Source organism: Acidovorax sp. GW823-FHT01C06, from assembly GCF_058798375.1.
This window is the reverse complement of sequence record NZ_JBXAKN010000001.1, coordinates 1,071,241-1,086,391: the sequence shown is the minus strand read 5'-3', so window position 1 is coordinate 1,086,391 and position 15,151 is coordinate 1,071,241. Positions and strand designations below refer to the sequence as shown.

Sequence of the window (15,151 nt, the reverse complement as noted above, 5' to 3'; positions counted from 1 at the left end):
CGCGATGGTGTAAAAAGCTTTTGTGCTCCCCGGTAACAAATTGAAATGACACCGGGGCTTTCGTCTGGTTTTTTTGTCTGGAGAGTCCGAACATGCTGAACCGCCGTACCGTCCTAGCCACTGGCGCCATCGCCGCCGTGCCCCTGTCCACCTCGCTCGGCGCCCTGGCGCAGGGCCGCAAAGACGCCGTGGTGCTGGCCATGACGCTCGAACCCCCGGGCCTGGACCCCACGGCCGGCGCCGCATCGGCCATCGCCGAGATCGTGCAGTACAACATCTTCGAGACGCTCACCAAGATCAACGCCGACGGCAGCGTGTCGCCGCTGCTGGCCGAGAGCTGGGAGGTCTCGCCCGACCTCAAGACCTACACCTTCAAGCTGCGCCGGGGCGTGAAGTTCCAGAACGGCGAGCCCTTCAACGCGGCCGTGGTGAAGTTCTCGTACGACCGCGCCGGCGGCGAAAAGAGCACCAACAAGGACAAGCGCACCTTCGCCAACCTCACCACGCAGGTGGTGGACGACTACACCGTCGTGCTGCTCAACAAGGACATCGACCCCGACCTGCTGTTCGTGCTGGGCCAAGCCACCTCCATCATCGTGGAGCCCAAGAGCGCCGACACCAACGCGAACAAGCCCGTGGGCACCGGCCCCTACCAGCTGCAGGCCTGGAACAAGGGTTCCTCCGTGGTGCTGACGGCCTGGGAGGGCTTTCGCGATGCCAAGGCGCTCAAGATCAAGCGCGCCACGTTCCGCTTCATCTCCGACCCCGCCGCCCAGGTGGCCGCCCTGCTGGCCGGCGACGTGGATGCGTTCCCGCGCGTCACGCCCCGCAGCGTGCCGCAGTTCAAGGGCAACCCCAAGTTCCAGGTGGTGGTGAGCGGCTCGCGCGCCAAGACCATCCTGGCGATCAACAACGGCAAGAAGCCGCTGGACGACGTGCGCGTGCGCCGCGCCATCGCCGCCGCCGTGGACCGCAAGGCCGTGATCGAAGGTGCGGGCGACGGCTATGGCGCGCCCATCGGCAGCCACTACGTGCCCGGCGCGTTCGGCTACGTGGACACCACGGGCGTGAACCCCTACGACCCCGAGAAGGCCAAGAAGCTGCTGGCCGAGGCCGGCATCAAGACACCGCTGGAGCTGACCCTGACGCTACCGCCCACGCCCTACGCCCGCCAGGGCGGCGAGGTGGTCGCCGCCCAGCTGGCCAAGGTCGGCATCATCGCCAAGATCCAGAACGTGGAATGGGCGCAGTGGCTGTCCGGCACCTACGGCAGCAAGAACTACGACCTGACCATCATCTCGCACGTGGAACCGTTCGACCTGGGCAACTTCGCCAAGCCCGACTACTACTGGGCCTACAACTCGCCCAAGTTCAACGAGCTGTTCAACCAGATCAAGAACGCCCCGCGCCCCGCTGACCGCGCACGCCTGCTGGGCGACGCGCAGCGCCTGCTGGCCAACGATGCGGTGCACGCGTTCCTGTACTCCAACCAGTGGATCACGGTGGCCAACAAGAACCTCAAGGGCCTGTGGAAAGACATGCCCGTGTTCGTGAACGACATCTCCACGCTGTCCTGGAGTTGATGAGACACCCCCCTGAGGCCCTGCGGGCCTTCCCCCCGCTCTCACATCGCTGCGCGATGTGGGCAGGGGGACGCAGCCCTCGCTGCGGGGCGGCCCTTGCTCGGCTGCCCGCGCCTGGGCCGTGCCCTTTTCAGAGGCTGTGGGTGGCGCGCCGAGCAATGAATAGCTGAAACGCTCGGGAGCAGATAGCTCCTGAAACAATAGCTGCTAGCGCTTTATCCATAAGCGTTATCAGCCTTTTTTATCAAAAATCTCTCTACCATGACCGCCCTGCACGACCTGCCCGCCCACGACCTCCTGGCCGCCTACCGCGCGCGCCGCCTCTCGCCCGTCGAGGTCACGCAGGCCGTGCTGGCCCACATCGGGCGCTGGGAGCCCCACATACAGGCGACCTACCTGCTGCGGCCCGAGGCCGCCCTGGCGCAGGCCCGCGAATCGGAAGCGCGCTGGCTGCGTGGCGAGCCCAAGGGCGCGCTCGACGGCGTGCCCAGCACCATCAAGGAAAACATCTCGACGCAAGGCGACCCGACCCCCCTGGGCACCGCCGCTGTCGAACTCGTGCCCGCCGCCGCCGATGCGCCGCCCGCCGCCCGCATGCGCGAGGCCGGTGCCGTCATCGTGGCCAAGACCACCATGCCCGACTACGGCATGCTGTCCTCGGGCCTGTCGACCTTCCACCCACTGTCGCGCAACCCCTGGGACGTGAGCAAGGGCCCGGGCGGCTCCAGCGCCGGTGGCGGTGCCGCCGCTGCGGCGGGCTACGGGCCGCTGCACATCGGCACCGACATCGGCGGCTCGCTGCGCCTGCCCGCCAGCTGGTGCGGCATCTTCAGCCTGAAGCCCAGCCTGGGCCGCATCCCGATCGACCCGCCCTACACCGGCCGTGCCGCCGGCCCCATGACCCGCACGGTGGCCGACGCCGCGCTGATGATGCAGGTACTCAGCCAGCCGGACGCGCGCGACAGCATGAGCCTGCCAGCGCAGGACATCGCCTGGAGCCAGTTCAACAAGGGCGTGGAGCGCCTGCGCGGCCTGCGCATCGGCCTGCTGCTGGACGCGGGCTGCGGCCTGCCGGTGGAACCCGAAGTGAAGGCCGCCGTGGAACGCGCAGCCCGCCTGATGGAGGCCGCTGGCGCCACCATCGTGCCCATGCTGCCCTTCATGACCCAGGCCATGCTCGACGGCATGGACCACTTCTGGCGCATGCGCTCCCACATCGACCTGAAGGCCCTGCCCGCGCAGCAGCGCGACAAGGTGCTGCCCTATATCCGCACCTGGGCCGACAGCGCCGCCAGCATGAGCGGCACCGAGGTCTTCAACGCCAGCCACCAGTTCCACCTCACGCGCGTGAATACGGTCAAGGCCTGCAGCGCGTTCGACTACGTGATCTCGCCCGTGGCGCCGATGGCCGCCTTCCAGGCCGAACTGCCCTCGCCCACCAACGACCCGCTGCGCCCGCTCGAGCACATCGGCTTCACCGTGCCGTTCAACATGTCCGAACAGCCGGCGGCCTCGGTCAACTGCGGCTACACCGCCAGCGGCCTGCCCATCGGCCTGCAGATCGCCGGCGCGCGCTTCGACGACCTGGGCGTGCTGCAGGTGGCCCATGCGTTCGAGCTGATCCGCGAGCCGCAAAAGGCCTGGCCGCTGCCGCCTGCGGCTTAACCCCGAGGGCCCGGCGGGGTGGATGTTGGTAACCTAGGGGTTGGCAACACGCACGCCCCGCGTGCGGCGCCCCCTCCGGGCTGGCCTGCGCCCCGGGCCACCACGACACGCACCACTTCAACGAATCACCGCATGGACATCCTCATCCTGGCGATCCTCATCGCCACCGGCACCTTCATGCTCAACGCCAAGGAGCAGCGCAAGCGCATCGTGCTGCTGGGCAACCATCTGGCCCACTACCAGATCGAAAAGCTGATGGAAGCGCTCACAGACGGCTACCTGCGGGCCCTGGGTGAAAGCACCGACGAGCGCCGCAGCCAGATCTGGAGCCTGCTGAGCACCACCGAACAGCAGCTGAGCGAGCAGTTCAGCCGCTTCGCCGCGGACTTCGCCAAGGTGAGCGACGCCGACGCGCGGGTCAGCCGCCTCGCGATGGCCATCCCCTTCGCCGAGAAGATCCTGCCGGCGTTCACCTTCGACATGCGGCGGGCCCTGGCGATCCATGCACGCGGCATCACCCATGTGGTGCAGAACACCAGCCACCTGTCGCCCAAGGACCGGGCCTACATGATGACGGCGGAGCTGTTCCTGATGCAGCACACCTGCCACTGGTTCTGCAAGTCCAAGACCGTTGCCACGGCCCGCATGCTGGCGCGCCACCAGACGCCGCATGAGCAGCTGGTGGCCTCCGTATCGGCCGAGACACGCAAGGCCTATCTGACGCTGATCAAGGGCGGCTGAGCCCTGCCGCCCAACAATGCCCCCATGCCATCCACCGCCGCGCACGCACTGACCGACAGCCTGGGCAACACCGCCACCCTGCGCGAGCCGGGCAGCGCGGCGGCGTTGAATGACTTCGTGGAAGGCTTCATCGCCTGCGAGGCCCGCGCGGTGAACGTGCTGCAGGCCGCCGGCGACCCCAGCGCCATCGTGCAGGCCTGCTGCGCGGCACTGCACATGTTCGCCGAATCGGCGCAGGCGCCGGGCAACGCACGCCCCTTCATCGACCGGGCGCTCGCCCATGCCCCTGCGGCGAGCGAGCGCGAACAGCGCTTCGTGGCCGCCGTCGCCGCCTGGGTTCACGGCGACCTGCCGCGCGCCATCGCGCTGCACGAGGAGCAGGCCCGCCTGTTCCCGCGCGACCTGGCCTCCCTCAAGCTCGGCCAATACCACTTGTTCAACCGCGGCGACTCCCCCGGCATGCTGCGCCTGGCGCTGCATGCCCTGCCCGCTGCCGCCGACGTGCCCTACCTGCACGGCATGCTGGCCTTTGGCTGGGAGCAGTGCCACCGGCTCACCGAAGCGGAAGCCGCCGCGCGCCATGCGGTGCGCCTGTGCCGCAAGGAACCCTGGGCCCACCATGCCCTCGCACACGTGATGCTGACACAGGGGCGCATCGGCGAAGGCGCGGACTTCATGGCCGGCGTGAGCGACACCTGGACGGGGCTCAACTCCTTCATGGTCACGCACAACTGGTGGCACCAGGCACTCTTCCTGCTAGAGCAGGACCGGCACGCCGAGGTGCTGGCGCTGTACGACAGCCAGGTGTGGGGCGTGGTCAAGGAATACACGCAGGACCAGATCAACGCCGTCTCGCTGCTGGCGCGGCTGGAACTGGCGGGCGTGGATGTGGGCCACCGCTGGGCCGACGTAGCCGGCCACCTGGCACTGCGCCTGTCCGACCATGTACTGCCGTTCCTGGACCTGCAGTATCTTTACGGCCTGGCCCGCGCGGGCCGCACGGAGGCGGCACGCACGCTGCTGCGCAACATCGAGGCCCACGCCGCCACGCGCACCGAGGCACATGAACGCACCGTGTGGAAGCAGGTGTGCGAGCCCGCCGCGCGCGGCCTGCTGGCGCATGCGCAAGGCGACTGGGCCACGGCGGCGGAGCAGCTGGGCCTGGCATTGCCACGGCTGCTGGAGATCGGCGGCAGCCACGCGCAGCGGGATTTGTTCCACCAGATCTGGCTGGATGCGCTGCAGCGCAACGGGCAGTGGGCGGCGGTGCAGAACCTGCTGCAGCCGATGGCCAATGCGCAGCCGGAGTCGGTGCGGCTCGCGCGGCAGGTGGGGGTGGTCAATGGCGCCCTGGGGCTGCTGCTGCCACACCAGGGATAGCGGAGCCCGGCGATAGAAGCAGGCGCGGGCGCGGCCCGCCCTCCCCTGTGCCTGCCGCCAGGCTATCTCACCAGCAGCTTCGTCTGGTCATACACCGGCTGCGCCGGCAGGTCCGCCAGATGCCGCACATCGGCCCAGTCCAGCACCTCCACCACATCGCCATCCACCCGCACGCGGTTCAGGCCGGCGTTGGGGATGTCGCTCTGGCGCGGGCCGTCCAGGCCCGTGCCGCGGGCGGTGCGCCAGATCATGTCGAGCACGCCGCCGTGGGTCACAACCATGACTTTGCGGCCCTGGTACTGCTGCGCGATGCGGCGCACGGCGTCCATCACGCGGGTGTGGAACTGGCGCGTGGTCTCGCCGCCGGGCATGCCGTAGTCGGCTTCGAAGCGCAGCCACTGGGTCCAGGCATCGGCGTGTTCGATCTTGATGTCGTCCACGCGCTTGCCGTCCACCACGCCGAAGCTCTGCTCGCGCAGGCTGCTGTCGGTGAGGGTGTCGATGCGCAGTTCCGGGAACAGCACCTGCAGGCTGGGCGTGGCGGTCTGCTGCGTGCGGATGAGGTCGCTGCAGACCAGGTGGTCCACCACGATCTGTTCCGCGGCCAGGCGTTCGGCGAGGCGGCGGGCCTGTTCGTGGCCGGTGGCGTTGAGGGGGACATCCACGTGGCCCTGGAAGCGCAGTTCGCGGTTCCAGTCGGTCTCGCCGTGGCGGATCAGAATCAATTCAGTCATGCATGCCATTATCGAATGCATGCACATGATTGCAAGCACTTTTGACTGCTAGCGCTTATGCAACAAGCGCTGATAGCTATGTTTTTTATAACAGCAGCCTGTCCACCACCCACCGTGCGGCACGTCACCGCATGGGCACGATGAGCACTTTGCGGCGCGGCTGGCAGCCAGGGCCTTCGTAGGCGGCGCTGTCGCGCTGCCAGCCATGGCCCGGCGAGGCTTGCGCGCAGACGCGTGCGCCATCCACCATGCTGCGCCAGTAGTACCAGGGCGCGGGGGCGGCCTGTGCGGGCGGCATCAGCGGTGCCAGCAGGGCGAGGGCAAGCAGGGAGCGGGCGACAACCGGCATGGGGGTGGTGAAGATATCAGGCGTGGGTTCCGCCCATGCTACGCACCGTGCGCCGGACCGATGCCCGGAAAAGCGGCAATATCGGCGGCATCGGCGGTCACGATCCAGCCTTCGAGCGGGTCCAGCCCGGGCGGCAGGCCGTAGAGCGCGTCGCCCTCTGCATGGCGCTGCTGGGCCCAGGCGGCCTGCAGCAGGCACAGCACGGCGTCCAGGCTGTCGCCGCTCGCGTCGTCCACCAGCACATCGCGCTGCGCGTGGCTGAGCTTCAGGCGCAGGCCCAGCCGGGTCTGGCCCATCTCCAGCGCATTCACGAGGTCCTTGCGGGCAATGAGCCGGTCGGGCGTGTGCTTGGCGCGGTCGTCGCTCTTGTAGCTGCGCCGCTGCAGCACTTCGCGCGCCAGCAGCCCCGGGTAGGCTTCCAGCGCCACGCGGCGCGGGTCTCCGCCGTGCAGGCCCGGCAGGTGGACACCGGCGTCCAGCAGCAGCGGCAGGCCCGCGTGCAGCATGTAGGCCACGGGCGGGTTCACCCATTTCATCGACGGGCTGGAGCCCGCGGGCCCGTCGGTGGCGCGGTGCGCGAACTTGCCGCCCACAGGGCGTGCGTCGCAGAACGCGGCGAACTGGTCGCGGATCTGCGCGCGGCTGAGGCCGCGGTAGTGCTGCATGCAGGCGCGCCACTGCACCGGCCAGCCCAGCGCCCGCACCAGCTCGCGCGGCAGGCCGAAGGGCAGGTCGAAGCCGCCCACCCAATCGCCCGGCCGGGCGAGCCACTCGCCCAGCGCGGCCAGCGTGTCAAAGCGCTCCAGCGCGGCGAGCTGTACCCGCGCGCCCTGGCGCTGGCCCAGCGCCAGCACGACGGGCTTGCGCCGCGTGGGGCTGCTGGAGAAATCGCAGCCCAGCAGCAGGGGACGGATGGGCTCCGCCATGACGGCCTACCCCAGCGCCAGGGCGGTGACACCCGCGGCAATGCACAGCGCGCCAAAAATGCGCGCCACGCGGTCGCCCTCGCCCAGCAGGTGGCCGCCGATGAGCGCGGCGAACAGCATGGACACCTCGCGCGCGGGCGCCACGTGGGACATGGGCGCCTCGCGCATCGCGTACAGCACCAGCACGTAGGCCACGGGGCTCACCGCCGCCACCAGCAGCGCGAAGCGCCACTGCGCCAGCCACAGCGCACGGGCCGTGGGCAGGTCGCGCAGCACCACGGGCGCGAGCAAGCCCACGCGCACGAAGTTGCCCATGTAGTCCACGAGGATGGGGGACATCAGCAGGATCTTGACCGCATAGCCATCCACCACGGTGTAGCTGGCGATGAAGGCGCCCGTGAGCAGGCCGTAGAGCATGCCCTTGTGCACGCGCGCCCGGGCGGCAGGGTCGTGCGCGGCGCGCAGCAGGCCCGGGCCGCCCGCGATCAGGAACACCCCGCCCACCACGCCGGCGATGCCGGCCACGCCCAGCGCCGAGATGCGCTCGCCCAGGACCGTCACCGCCACCAGCGACGACAGCAGCGGCCCGGAACCGCGCGCCAGCGGGTAAACGACGGTGAGATCGGCCTTGCTGTAGCCGCGCAGCAGGATGACGAAGTAGCCCACGTGCAGCAGCCCGCTGGCCGCGACGAAGGCCCACTCCGTGGCCCCCCACAGCGGCACGGCATCGCGCCCCAGGTACCAGCCCAACGGCGCCCAGATGACCATCATGATCACCGAGGTGAAGAACGCGAACCGCGAATCGCCCCCGGCCTTCTTGGCCACGATGTTCCAGCACGCGTGGATGAGGCCGGCAAGGATGATGAGGGCGAAGGCGGTAAGGGTCACGGATGAGAAGAAGAGCGGCCTGAATGCAAAAAGCCGCAGAACCGGGTGGGCTGCGGCCGAAACAACGAGGCCAGAGCATCAGCGAAAAGTGGGGTGACTTGCGTAGCGAGCGGTCTCAGCCTGGGTGGAGGAACGCAGCCCCACTCCCGTGCGGCGAGTACCGCAGGCCCGGGGTGTGGCCGCGCAGCAGCAAAACACCCCGCCTTTCAGGCTCTGCCGATGATGGAGGCCGTGGCCATCAGTTCTTCGAGCAGCGCGAACGACACCTTGCCCGACACGGCATAGGGGTCCAGCTCGGGCTTCTCCGAGTACTTGAGCAGGATGGAGTGGTTGATCTTGGACAGGTTCACCTGCCCCATGGTCCAGCCACCGAAGCGGCGTTCGGCGATTTCTTCGTAGTGCAGCAGCTCCACGTTCTTGTGGCGCGGGTCTTTCTGGATGTGGCCGTACAGGTCGCTCACCGCGGAGCGCCCGCCTTCGATGGCCTGAAGGAACACGCCGCCGCCGTAGCACAGCACCCCGGTGATGCCGCAGCCCGGGTTGTGCTGGCGCGACTGCGTCAGGATGGCTTCGATGGCGGCGGGCGAAGTGTCCACCGCGCGGCTGGCATAGAGCAGGCGTACGAGCATGGTCAGTTCCTTCCAGGGATGAGGGACAGAAATTCGCGGCGCAGCGCCGAATCTTTGAGGAACACGCCACGCATCACGGAGTTGATCATCTTGCTGTCCATCTCGCGCACGCCGCGCCAGGACATGCAGAAGTGGCTGGCCTCCATCACGATGGCCAGGCCGTCGGGCTGGGTCTTTTCCATGATGAGGTCGGCCAGCTGCACCACGGCCTCTTCCTGGATCTGCGGGCGGCCCATGACCCAGTCCACCAGACGCGCGTACTTGGACAGGCCGATCACGTTGGTGTGTTCGTTGGGCATCACGCCGATCCAGATCTTGCCGATCACCGGGCAGAAATGGTGGCTGCAGGCGCTGCGCACGGTGATGGGGCCCACGATCATGAGCTCGTTCAGGTGCTCGGCGTTCGGGAATTCCGTGATGGCCGGCTGCGCCACGTAGCGGCCCTTGAACACCTCGTTGAGGTACATCTTGGCCACGCGGCGCGCGGTGTTGTTGGTGTTGTGGTCGCCCTCGGTGTTGATCACCATGCTGTCGAGCACGCCCTGCATCTTGACCTCGACCTCGTCGAGCAGCTTCTCCAGCTCGCCGGGCTCGATGAACTCGGCGATGTTGTCATTGGCATGAAAACGCTTGCGGGCAGCGGCAAGGCGCTCTCGGATCTTGACGGAGACAGGCGTGCCTTCATCATCCGGCGGGGTGGACGTCATATCGGCGGCGGGTTGGCTGGACATGGTCAGAATCGTAACAGCGATTGACACACCGCAGATTTCAAAGGTTTTTGGCCTCCACCGCTTGATGGCAAAGCGCCAGCAGCTATGCTATTCATAGCAATACTTGTCAAGGGCGCCGCCCCACGCCAGTGCCACCGTGGAAGCGGCTTTGCCGGGCCACGGGTGGCGTCCCCCGGGGGAAAGCGGCGCAGCCGCTCAGGGGGCTCAATAGCTTTTTCCGGTGATCCACAGCGCCAGCCGCATGAGGCCGAAGGCAATGCGGTCCAGCACGCGCTGGCGCAGCGGGCGGCCCGCGTAGCGCGCCGGGTCCATGCGCCGGCCGGCATGCTGCATCGCATGCACCAGGCGCTGGCGCAGGTCGGTGGCAAAGGCGGCGTCCTCCACCACCACGTTGGCCTCGCGCGCCAGCAGCAGGCTCAAGGGGTCGAGGTTGGACGAGCCCACCGTGGCCCAGGGCCTGTCGCCCATCGCGTCGATCACGGCCACCTTGGCGTGCAGGAAGCTGGGCGCGTATTCGTGGATCTCCACCCCAGCCTCCAGCAGCGCGCCATACACGGGCCGTGCCGCGTGGTACTGCATGAAGTACTCGTAGCGCCCCTGCAGCAGCAGGCGCACGCGCACGCCCCGGCGCGCCGCCATCACCAGCGCGCGGCGCAGCTTGCCGCCGGGCATGAAATAGGCGTTGGCGATGATGACTTCGTGCCGCGCGGCGCCGATGGCGCGGCGGTAGGCCTTTTCGATGCGGCTGCGGTTGCGCACGTTGTCGCGCAGCACCAGCGCGGCGCGCATGGGCGGGCCGGCCTCGGCGGCCTGCAGCGCATGCTTGGCCGCGCTGGCGGCGCGCAAGGCCTGCAGGGCCTCGGGCAGGCGGCGCTGGCGCGCGTCGCGCACCGCCTGCATGCGCCACCACAGCTGGTCCATGGTCTCGCTGGCCGATGCCACCAGGCTGCCCGTGGCCTGCACCGCGAAGTCAAAGCGCGGCGCCTCCAGCGCGCCGTGGTTGGGGTCGTGGAAGTCGTCCAGCACGTTGATGCCGCCGCAAAACAGCATGCAGCCGTCCACCACGCACAGCTTGCGGTGCAGCCGCCGCCACCGGTGTGGCAGCAGCAGGCCCAGGGGGCCGAGCGGCGAATACACGCGGTACTGCACGCCGGCCGCCTGCAGGCGCTGCGCCCAGCCGTGGGGCAAGGCGCCCGTGCCCACGCCATCCACCACCAGCTGCGTGCGCACGCCGCGCTGCGCCGCGCGCATCAGGGCCTCGGCCACGGCGGCGCCGGCGCCGGTGAAGTCGAAGATGTAGGTCTCGAACTGGATGTCCGACAGGGCGGCGTCCATGGCCTGGATCAGCGCGGGAAAAAGCTCCTCGGCCCCTTGCAGCAGGCGCACCTGGTGGTCGTCGGAAAATCCTGCCCCATGGGCCCGCGCGAAAGGCTTTCTTCTCATTTCGGAAGCCCGTCGCCCGGCGGGGGCGTCGCCCCTTCCAGGGAGGAAGGCGCCGCGAACGGCACAACGGGGGTCATAGCCTGAACTCGGCGATCAGCGGGAGGTGGTCGGACATGCGCCACCAGATGCGGCCGCGCGGCACATGCAGCGACAGCGGCGTGAGGCCGCGCACGTACACATGGTCCAGCTGCGCCAGCGGCAGCCGCGCCGGGTAGGTGAAAGTGCGCGGCGCGTCGAACTCGTGCAGCGCAAAGCCGGCCAGCATGCGCTTGACCTGCTGGCCCCAGTCATTGAAATCCCCGGCCACCACGACGGGCGCGCCGGACGGCACCTCGCGCTCGATGAAGCGCTGCAGGCGTTCGATCTGGCGGATGCGGCTGCCGGGAATGAGCCCCAGATGCACCACGATCACGTGGATGCGCCGCCCGTGGGCATCCACCTCGACATGCAAGAGCCCGCGCTGCTCGAAGCGGTGGTCCGAGATGTCTTCGTGCTGGTGCCCGATCACGGGCCAGCGCGACAGCAGGGCGTTGCCATGTTCTCCGTGTTTGGTGGTGGCGTTGGTGCGGTACACGGCCTCGTAGCCCTCGGGCGCGAGGAACTCGGCCTGGGGCAGTTCGGGCCAGCGCTGAAAATAGGTCGCCTCGCGCCGGTGGAGCTTGCGCACCTCCTGCAGGCAGACGATGTCGGCGTCGAGCTGCTCCACCGCCAGGCCCAGGTTGTGGATCTCCAGCCGGCGCGCGGGCCCGATGCCCTGCACGCCCTTGTGAATGTTGTAGGTGGCCACCCGCAGAATATCGTCGTGTTCCATGTCCTGATTGTGTCGCAAGCCGCACTGGCTGCGGGTTTGCCCGACGCTGAAAGCCGCGGCGGCGGCTTACACTTGGTTGCACTCCACTCCCCCGCCATGGCGGGCCGGCACACACCCTGATGGCTACCGAGAACGACCCATCCGCCGCGCCTGCGGTGCTGGCGCTGATCGTCGACAGCAATGCCACTTCCCGCAGCATCCTCGTGGGCCAGTTGCGCGAGTACGGCGTGACCCGCATCGTGCAGTGCACCCGGGTGCAGGATGCGCGCAGCCGGCTGGAGCACACGGTGTTCGACTACGTGCTGTGCGAGCAGTATTTCGGCGAATCGGGCTATTCGGGCCAGACCCTGCTGGACGACCTGCGGCGCGCGCAGCTGCTGCCCTTCTCCACCGTGTTCTTCATGGTCACGTCAGAGGCCTCGTACGCCGCCGTGGCCGAGGCCGCCGAGTCCGCGCTCGACGGCTATCTGCTCAAGCCCTTCACGCCCAGCGCGCTCTTCGAGCGCCTGAGCCTGGCGCGCCTGCGCAAGATCCATCTGCGCCCGATCTTCGACGCCATCGAGGCCGAGGATTTCGAGCGTGCCGCGCAGCTGTGCGTGGAGCGCTTCGAATCGCGCCAGCCCTACTGGCTGTATGCCGCGCGCATCGGCTCCGAACTGCTGCTGCGCCTGTCCCGCCACGACGAGGCCCGCACGCTGTTCGAGGCCGTGATCGCCGCCCGCGCCCTGCCCTGGGCCAAGCTCGGGGTGGCACGCGCGCAGATCGAATCCGGGCAGGCGGCGCGGGCCATCACCACGCTGCAGGAGCTGATCGGCGAGGACGCCTCCTTCGCCGACGCCTACGACGTGCTGGGCCGCGCGCAAGTGGAACTGGGCAACTTCTCGCAGGCCATCGAGACCTACCGCACGGCCAGCGGCCTCACGCCGGATTCGGTGGTGCGGCTGCAGAAGCTGGGGATGATGTCGTACTACATGGGCGACCGCGAAACCGCCACCAAGGTGCTGGCACGGGCGGCCGTGCTGGGCATCGACTCCAAGCTGTTCGACTTCCAGTCGCTGGTGCTGCTCACGTTCTCGTACTTCGCCGACAACGACCGCAAGGGCATCGAGCGCTGCATGGCCGACTTTGGCCGCATCCTGGAGCGGCACGAGTCCAGCGCCCGCATCCGGCGTTTCGCGGCGGTGGCGCGCACGCTGCAGCTCATCCAGCAGCGCCAGTTCTCGCAGGCCGTGGAATCCGTGCGCGGCATGGCCGGCGAGATCACCTCCAGCGGCTTCGACTTCGAGGCCGCGTGCAACCTGGGCAGCCTGCTGGCCGTGCTCGCGGTCACCTCGATCGACCTGTCCGAGGGCGAGGGCTGGGTGCGCGCGCTGGGCATGCGCTACGCCAACACGCGGGGCCTGACCGAGCTGCTGGCCAACGCCTGCGGCCTGCACACACCTTACGGAGAGATGGTGCGCGACTGCCTCGTGCAGATCAACAAGACCGCCGAGGCCGCCATGGCACAAAGCCTGGCCGGCGACCCGGCGGGCGCCGTGAACCACCTGCTGCAGCAGGCCGGGCACACGCTCAACTCCAAGCTGGTGGACATGTCCCAGCAGGTGCTGCTGCGCCACCGCGCGCGCATGGCCTCGCCCGAAACTCTGCAGGACGCCATCGACGCGCTGCGCACGCGTGTGGGCACCGCGCCCACGCGGGCGATCCTGGGGCAGGACAGCGAACGCCGGCCCGGCGGCGTGGTGCTGCGCGTGCGCGGCGGCGGCGATGAGCCCACCCGCATCCCGTCGCCGCCCCAGGACAGCCTGGCCCCCGACCCCGCCGAGCCTCCCGACCCCGCGGCCGCGCTGCGCCTGCGGCCGGTCTGAAAATCCCGGGAACGCCGCTGGACGGGCGCCCCTCCGGTGCCATCGGCGACGCGCCTGGCGCCCCCCAAGCCTCAGGCCTGCCCGGCGAACCGGGGCAACAGCAGGCAGGCTTCGGCGTTCGACGCGGAAAAACAGGCGTCCGCGGCGGCCTGCCAGGGTAGCCACCGGAACGCATCGTGCTCGCGCGGGCTGAGCACGACCGGGGTGCCTGAAGGCACGCGCAGCCCGAACACACGCTCCCGGTTGCGCACCACGCCGGGCGCGTAGCGGTACAGCCACTGCGGCCAGATGTCGTAGACGTTCTCCAGCGCCCAATCGGTCAGCACGCAGCCGGGTGACCGCGCATCGATGCCGGTTTCCTCCGCCACCTCGCGGCGGGCCGTCTCCTCAAAAGGCTCCTCCAGGCGGTCCTTGCTGCCGGTGACGGACTGCCAGTGCCCCTCGCCGCCCACGCGGCGAATCAGCAGCACCTCCAGCGCCGGGGTGTGGATCACCACCAGCACCGACTCCGGGAGCTTGCAGGGCCGCTGCGCTGCCACCATGGCGCCCTCCTCACCCGCCCCTGGAGCGCGTGGCGGCGGCGGTGGTGGGCACGGGCGGGGGCAATTCCTTGGCCTGCAGCGCACGCACCTGCACCACCAGCTGGTTGTGCGCATCCAGGAACGCCGCGGCGATGACCTTGCCCTCGTTGGTATTGCTCCAGCCCGCCCCCGCCGCGCCACCGAGCTTGCCGAACACGAGCCCGCCCACCCCCAGGTCGGTGGTGCGTGCCGCCCCGGTGGCCGCGGCCACCTGCTCGGTGGTTTCGTTGTCGGACAGCAGCAGGGCCGTCTGCGCCTCCTTGAACTTGACCTGCTCCACCAGACCGGCCAGGCCGGCAATGTCGCGCAGCACCGGAATCATCGCGATCACCCCGGCCAGGCCGCGCCCCGCATCCTGCTCGCTGAAGGTCAGGCTGGGGGTGAGCGTGTACTGCGCCTCATAGCCCTTGCCCTTGGCCACGGTGGAGTTGTTCTTGCGCAGGATGCCGGAGTCCTTCAGGTCCTGCTCCTGGATGGTGCCGCGCAGGCCGGCCGAGCGGTCCACCACCCGAAAGCAGCCGCTTTGCTGCGCCAGCAGCTTGACCAGGGGCACGGGGGATGCCGGCAGGTGGTAGCCCGAACCCACGGTGTAGCCGTTGGGGTTCTCGGCCAGCGCCAGCGTGGCCACGGGTGCTTCGCAGCGGACCAGCTCGCGGGCGGCGTTCTGCGCGCCCTGGGGCCCGGCCGAACCGGTGACCACCGAGCCGCCCTGGCCCAGTTCGGTCTTTTTTTCGCCGCAGCCCGCCAGGGCCAGCAGCAACACCCCTGCCAGCAGGGCCGGGATCGTCATGGAACGCATGGAAGGCTTCCTTTCAACGCTGGGGA

At 69.1% G+C, this 15,151-nt stretch carries 15 protein-coding genes; 5 read left to right on the top strand and 10 right to left on the bottom strand.

The window, feature by feature from the left end; genetic code table 11:
• Window positions 1-92: 92 nt before the first annotated feature.
• The 4 genes from AC1RCS_RS04900 (at window position 93) to AC1RCS_RS04885 (ending at window position 5,369) form a co-directional block, all read left to right on the top strand.
• Window positions 93-1,583, top strand: a complete 1,491-nt coding sequence (locus AC1RCS_RS04900) for an ABC transporter substrate-binding protein (RefSeq protein WP_218341525.1) — start codon at window positions 93-95, stop codon at window positions 1,581-1,583.
• Window positions 1,584-1,844: 261 nt separating this feature from the next.
• On the top strand, window positions 1,845-3,248 hold the full coding sequence (locus AC1RCS_RS04895) for an amidase (RefSeq protein ID WP_492244446.1): 1,404 nt from the start codon (window positions 1,845-1,847) through the stop codon (window positions 3,246-3,248).
• Window positions 3,249-3,380: 132 nt separating this feature from the next.
• Window positions 3,381-3,989, top strand: coding sequence for a hypothetical protein (locus AC1RCS_RS04890; RefSeq protein WP_218293517.1), 609 nt, complete (start codon window positions 3,381-3,383; stop codon window positions 3,987-3,989).
• 24 nt (window positions 3,990-4,013) lie between these two features.
• The gene (locus AC1RCS_RS04885; RefSeq protein ID WP_218293516.1) at window positions 4,014-5,369 is read left to right on the top strand and encodes a tetratricopeptide repeat protein; all 1,356 of its coding nucleotides are present in this window, start codon (window positions 4,014-4,016) and stop codon (window positions 5,367-5,369) included.
• 62 nt (window positions 5,370-5,431) lie between these two features.
• Here the strand turns inward: AC1RCS_RS04885 and AC1RCS_RS04880 are convergent, their stop codons facing one another.
• The 8 genes from AC1RCS_RS04880 to AC1RCS_RS04845 form a co-directional block, all read right to left on the bottom strand.
• The gene (locus AC1RCS_RS04880; RefSeq protein ID WP_218341527.1) at window positions 5,432-6,103 is read right to left on the bottom strand and encodes a histidine phosphatase family protein; all 672 of its coding nucleotides are present in this window, start codon (window positions 6,101-6,103) and stop codon (window positions 5,432-5,434) included.
• A 124-nt stretch (window positions 6,104-6,227) separates the two neighbouring features.
• Window positions 6,228-6,452: a hypothetical protein gene (locus AC1RCS_RS04875; RefSeq protein ID WP_218341528.1), complete on the bottom strand. Its 225-nt coding sequence runs from the start codon at window positions 6,450-6,452 to the stop codon at window positions 6,228-6,230.
• A gap of 38 nt (window positions 6,453-6,490) precedes the next feature.
• Window positions 6,491-7,378 carry a DUF429 domain-containing protein gene (locus tag AC1RCS_RS04870; RefSeq protein ID WP_218293513.1) on the bottom strand — a complete coding sequence of 296 codons (888 nt, stop codon included), beginning with the start codon at window positions 7,376-7,378 and terminating at the stop codon, window positions 6,491-6,493.
• A gap of 6 nt (window positions 7,379-7,384) precedes the next feature.
• A complete protein-coding gene (locus AC1RCS_RS04865) occupies window positions 7,385-8,266 on the bottom strand; it encodes an EamA family transporter (RefSeq protein ID WP_218293512.1) in 882 nt (293 codons plus the stop codon).
• Between the two features lie 206 nt (window positions 8,267-8,472).
• Window positions 8,473-8,895: a BLUF domain-containing protein gene (locus tag AC1RCS_RS04860; RefSeq protein WP_010461918.1), complete on the bottom strand. Its 423-nt coding sequence runs from the start codon at window positions 8,893-8,895 to the stop codon at window positions 8,473-8,475.
• Between the two features lie 2 nt (window positions 8,896-8,897).
• Window positions 8,898-9,626: a GTP cyclohydrolase I gene (folE, locus tag AC1RCS_RS04855; RefSeq protein ID WP_218293511.1), complete on the bottom strand. Its 729-nt coding sequence runs from the start codon at window positions 9,624-9,626 to the stop codon at window positions 8,898-8,900.
• A 204-nt stretch (window positions 9,627-9,830) separates the two neighbouring features.
• The gene (gene clsB / locus AC1RCS_RS04850; protein ID WP_218293510.1) at window positions 9,831-11,069 is read right to left on the bottom strand and encodes a cardiolipin synthase ClsB; all 1,239 of its coding nucleotides are present in this window, start codon (window positions 11,067-11,069) and stop codon (window positions 9,831-9,833) included.
• Between the two features lie 73 nt (window positions 11,070-11,142).
• Window positions 11,143-11,880, bottom strand: coding sequence for an endonuclease/exonuclease/phosphatase family protein (locus tag AC1RCS_RS04845; protein WP_218293509.1), 738 nt, complete (start codon window positions 11,878-11,880; stop codon window positions 11,143-11,145).
• 119 nt (window positions 11,881-11,999) lie between these two features.
• Between AC1RCS_RS04845 and AC1RCS_RS04840 the strand changes: the two genes are divergently transcribed.
• The gene (locus AC1RCS_RS04840; RefSeq protein WP_492244445.1) at window positions 12,000-13,745 is read left to right on the top strand and encodes a response regulator; all 1,746 of its coding nucleotides are present in this window, start codon (window positions 12,000-12,002) and stop codon (window positions 13,743-13,745) included.
• Window positions 13,746-13,816: 71 nt separating this feature from the next.
• Here AC1RCS_RS04840 and nudB read toward each other — a convergent pair whose 3' ends face one another.
• Together nudB and AC1RCS_RS04830 are read right to left on the bottom strand one after the other, a co-directional pair.
• Complete coding sequence (nudB, locus tag AC1RCS_RS04835) at window positions 13,817-14,287, bottom strand: dihydroneopterin triphosphate diphosphatase (RefSeq protein ID WP_218293507.1); 471 nt, start codon at window positions 14,285-14,287, stop codon at window positions 13,817-13,819.
• A 10-nt stretch (window positions 14,288-14,297) separates the two neighbouring features.
• A complete protein-coding gene (locus tag AC1RCS_RS04830; protein WP_370627873.1) occupies window positions 14,298-15,116 on the bottom strand; it encodes a CsgG/HfaB family protein in 819 nt (272 codons plus the stop codon).
• Window positions 15,117-15,151 lie beyond the last annotated feature (35 nt).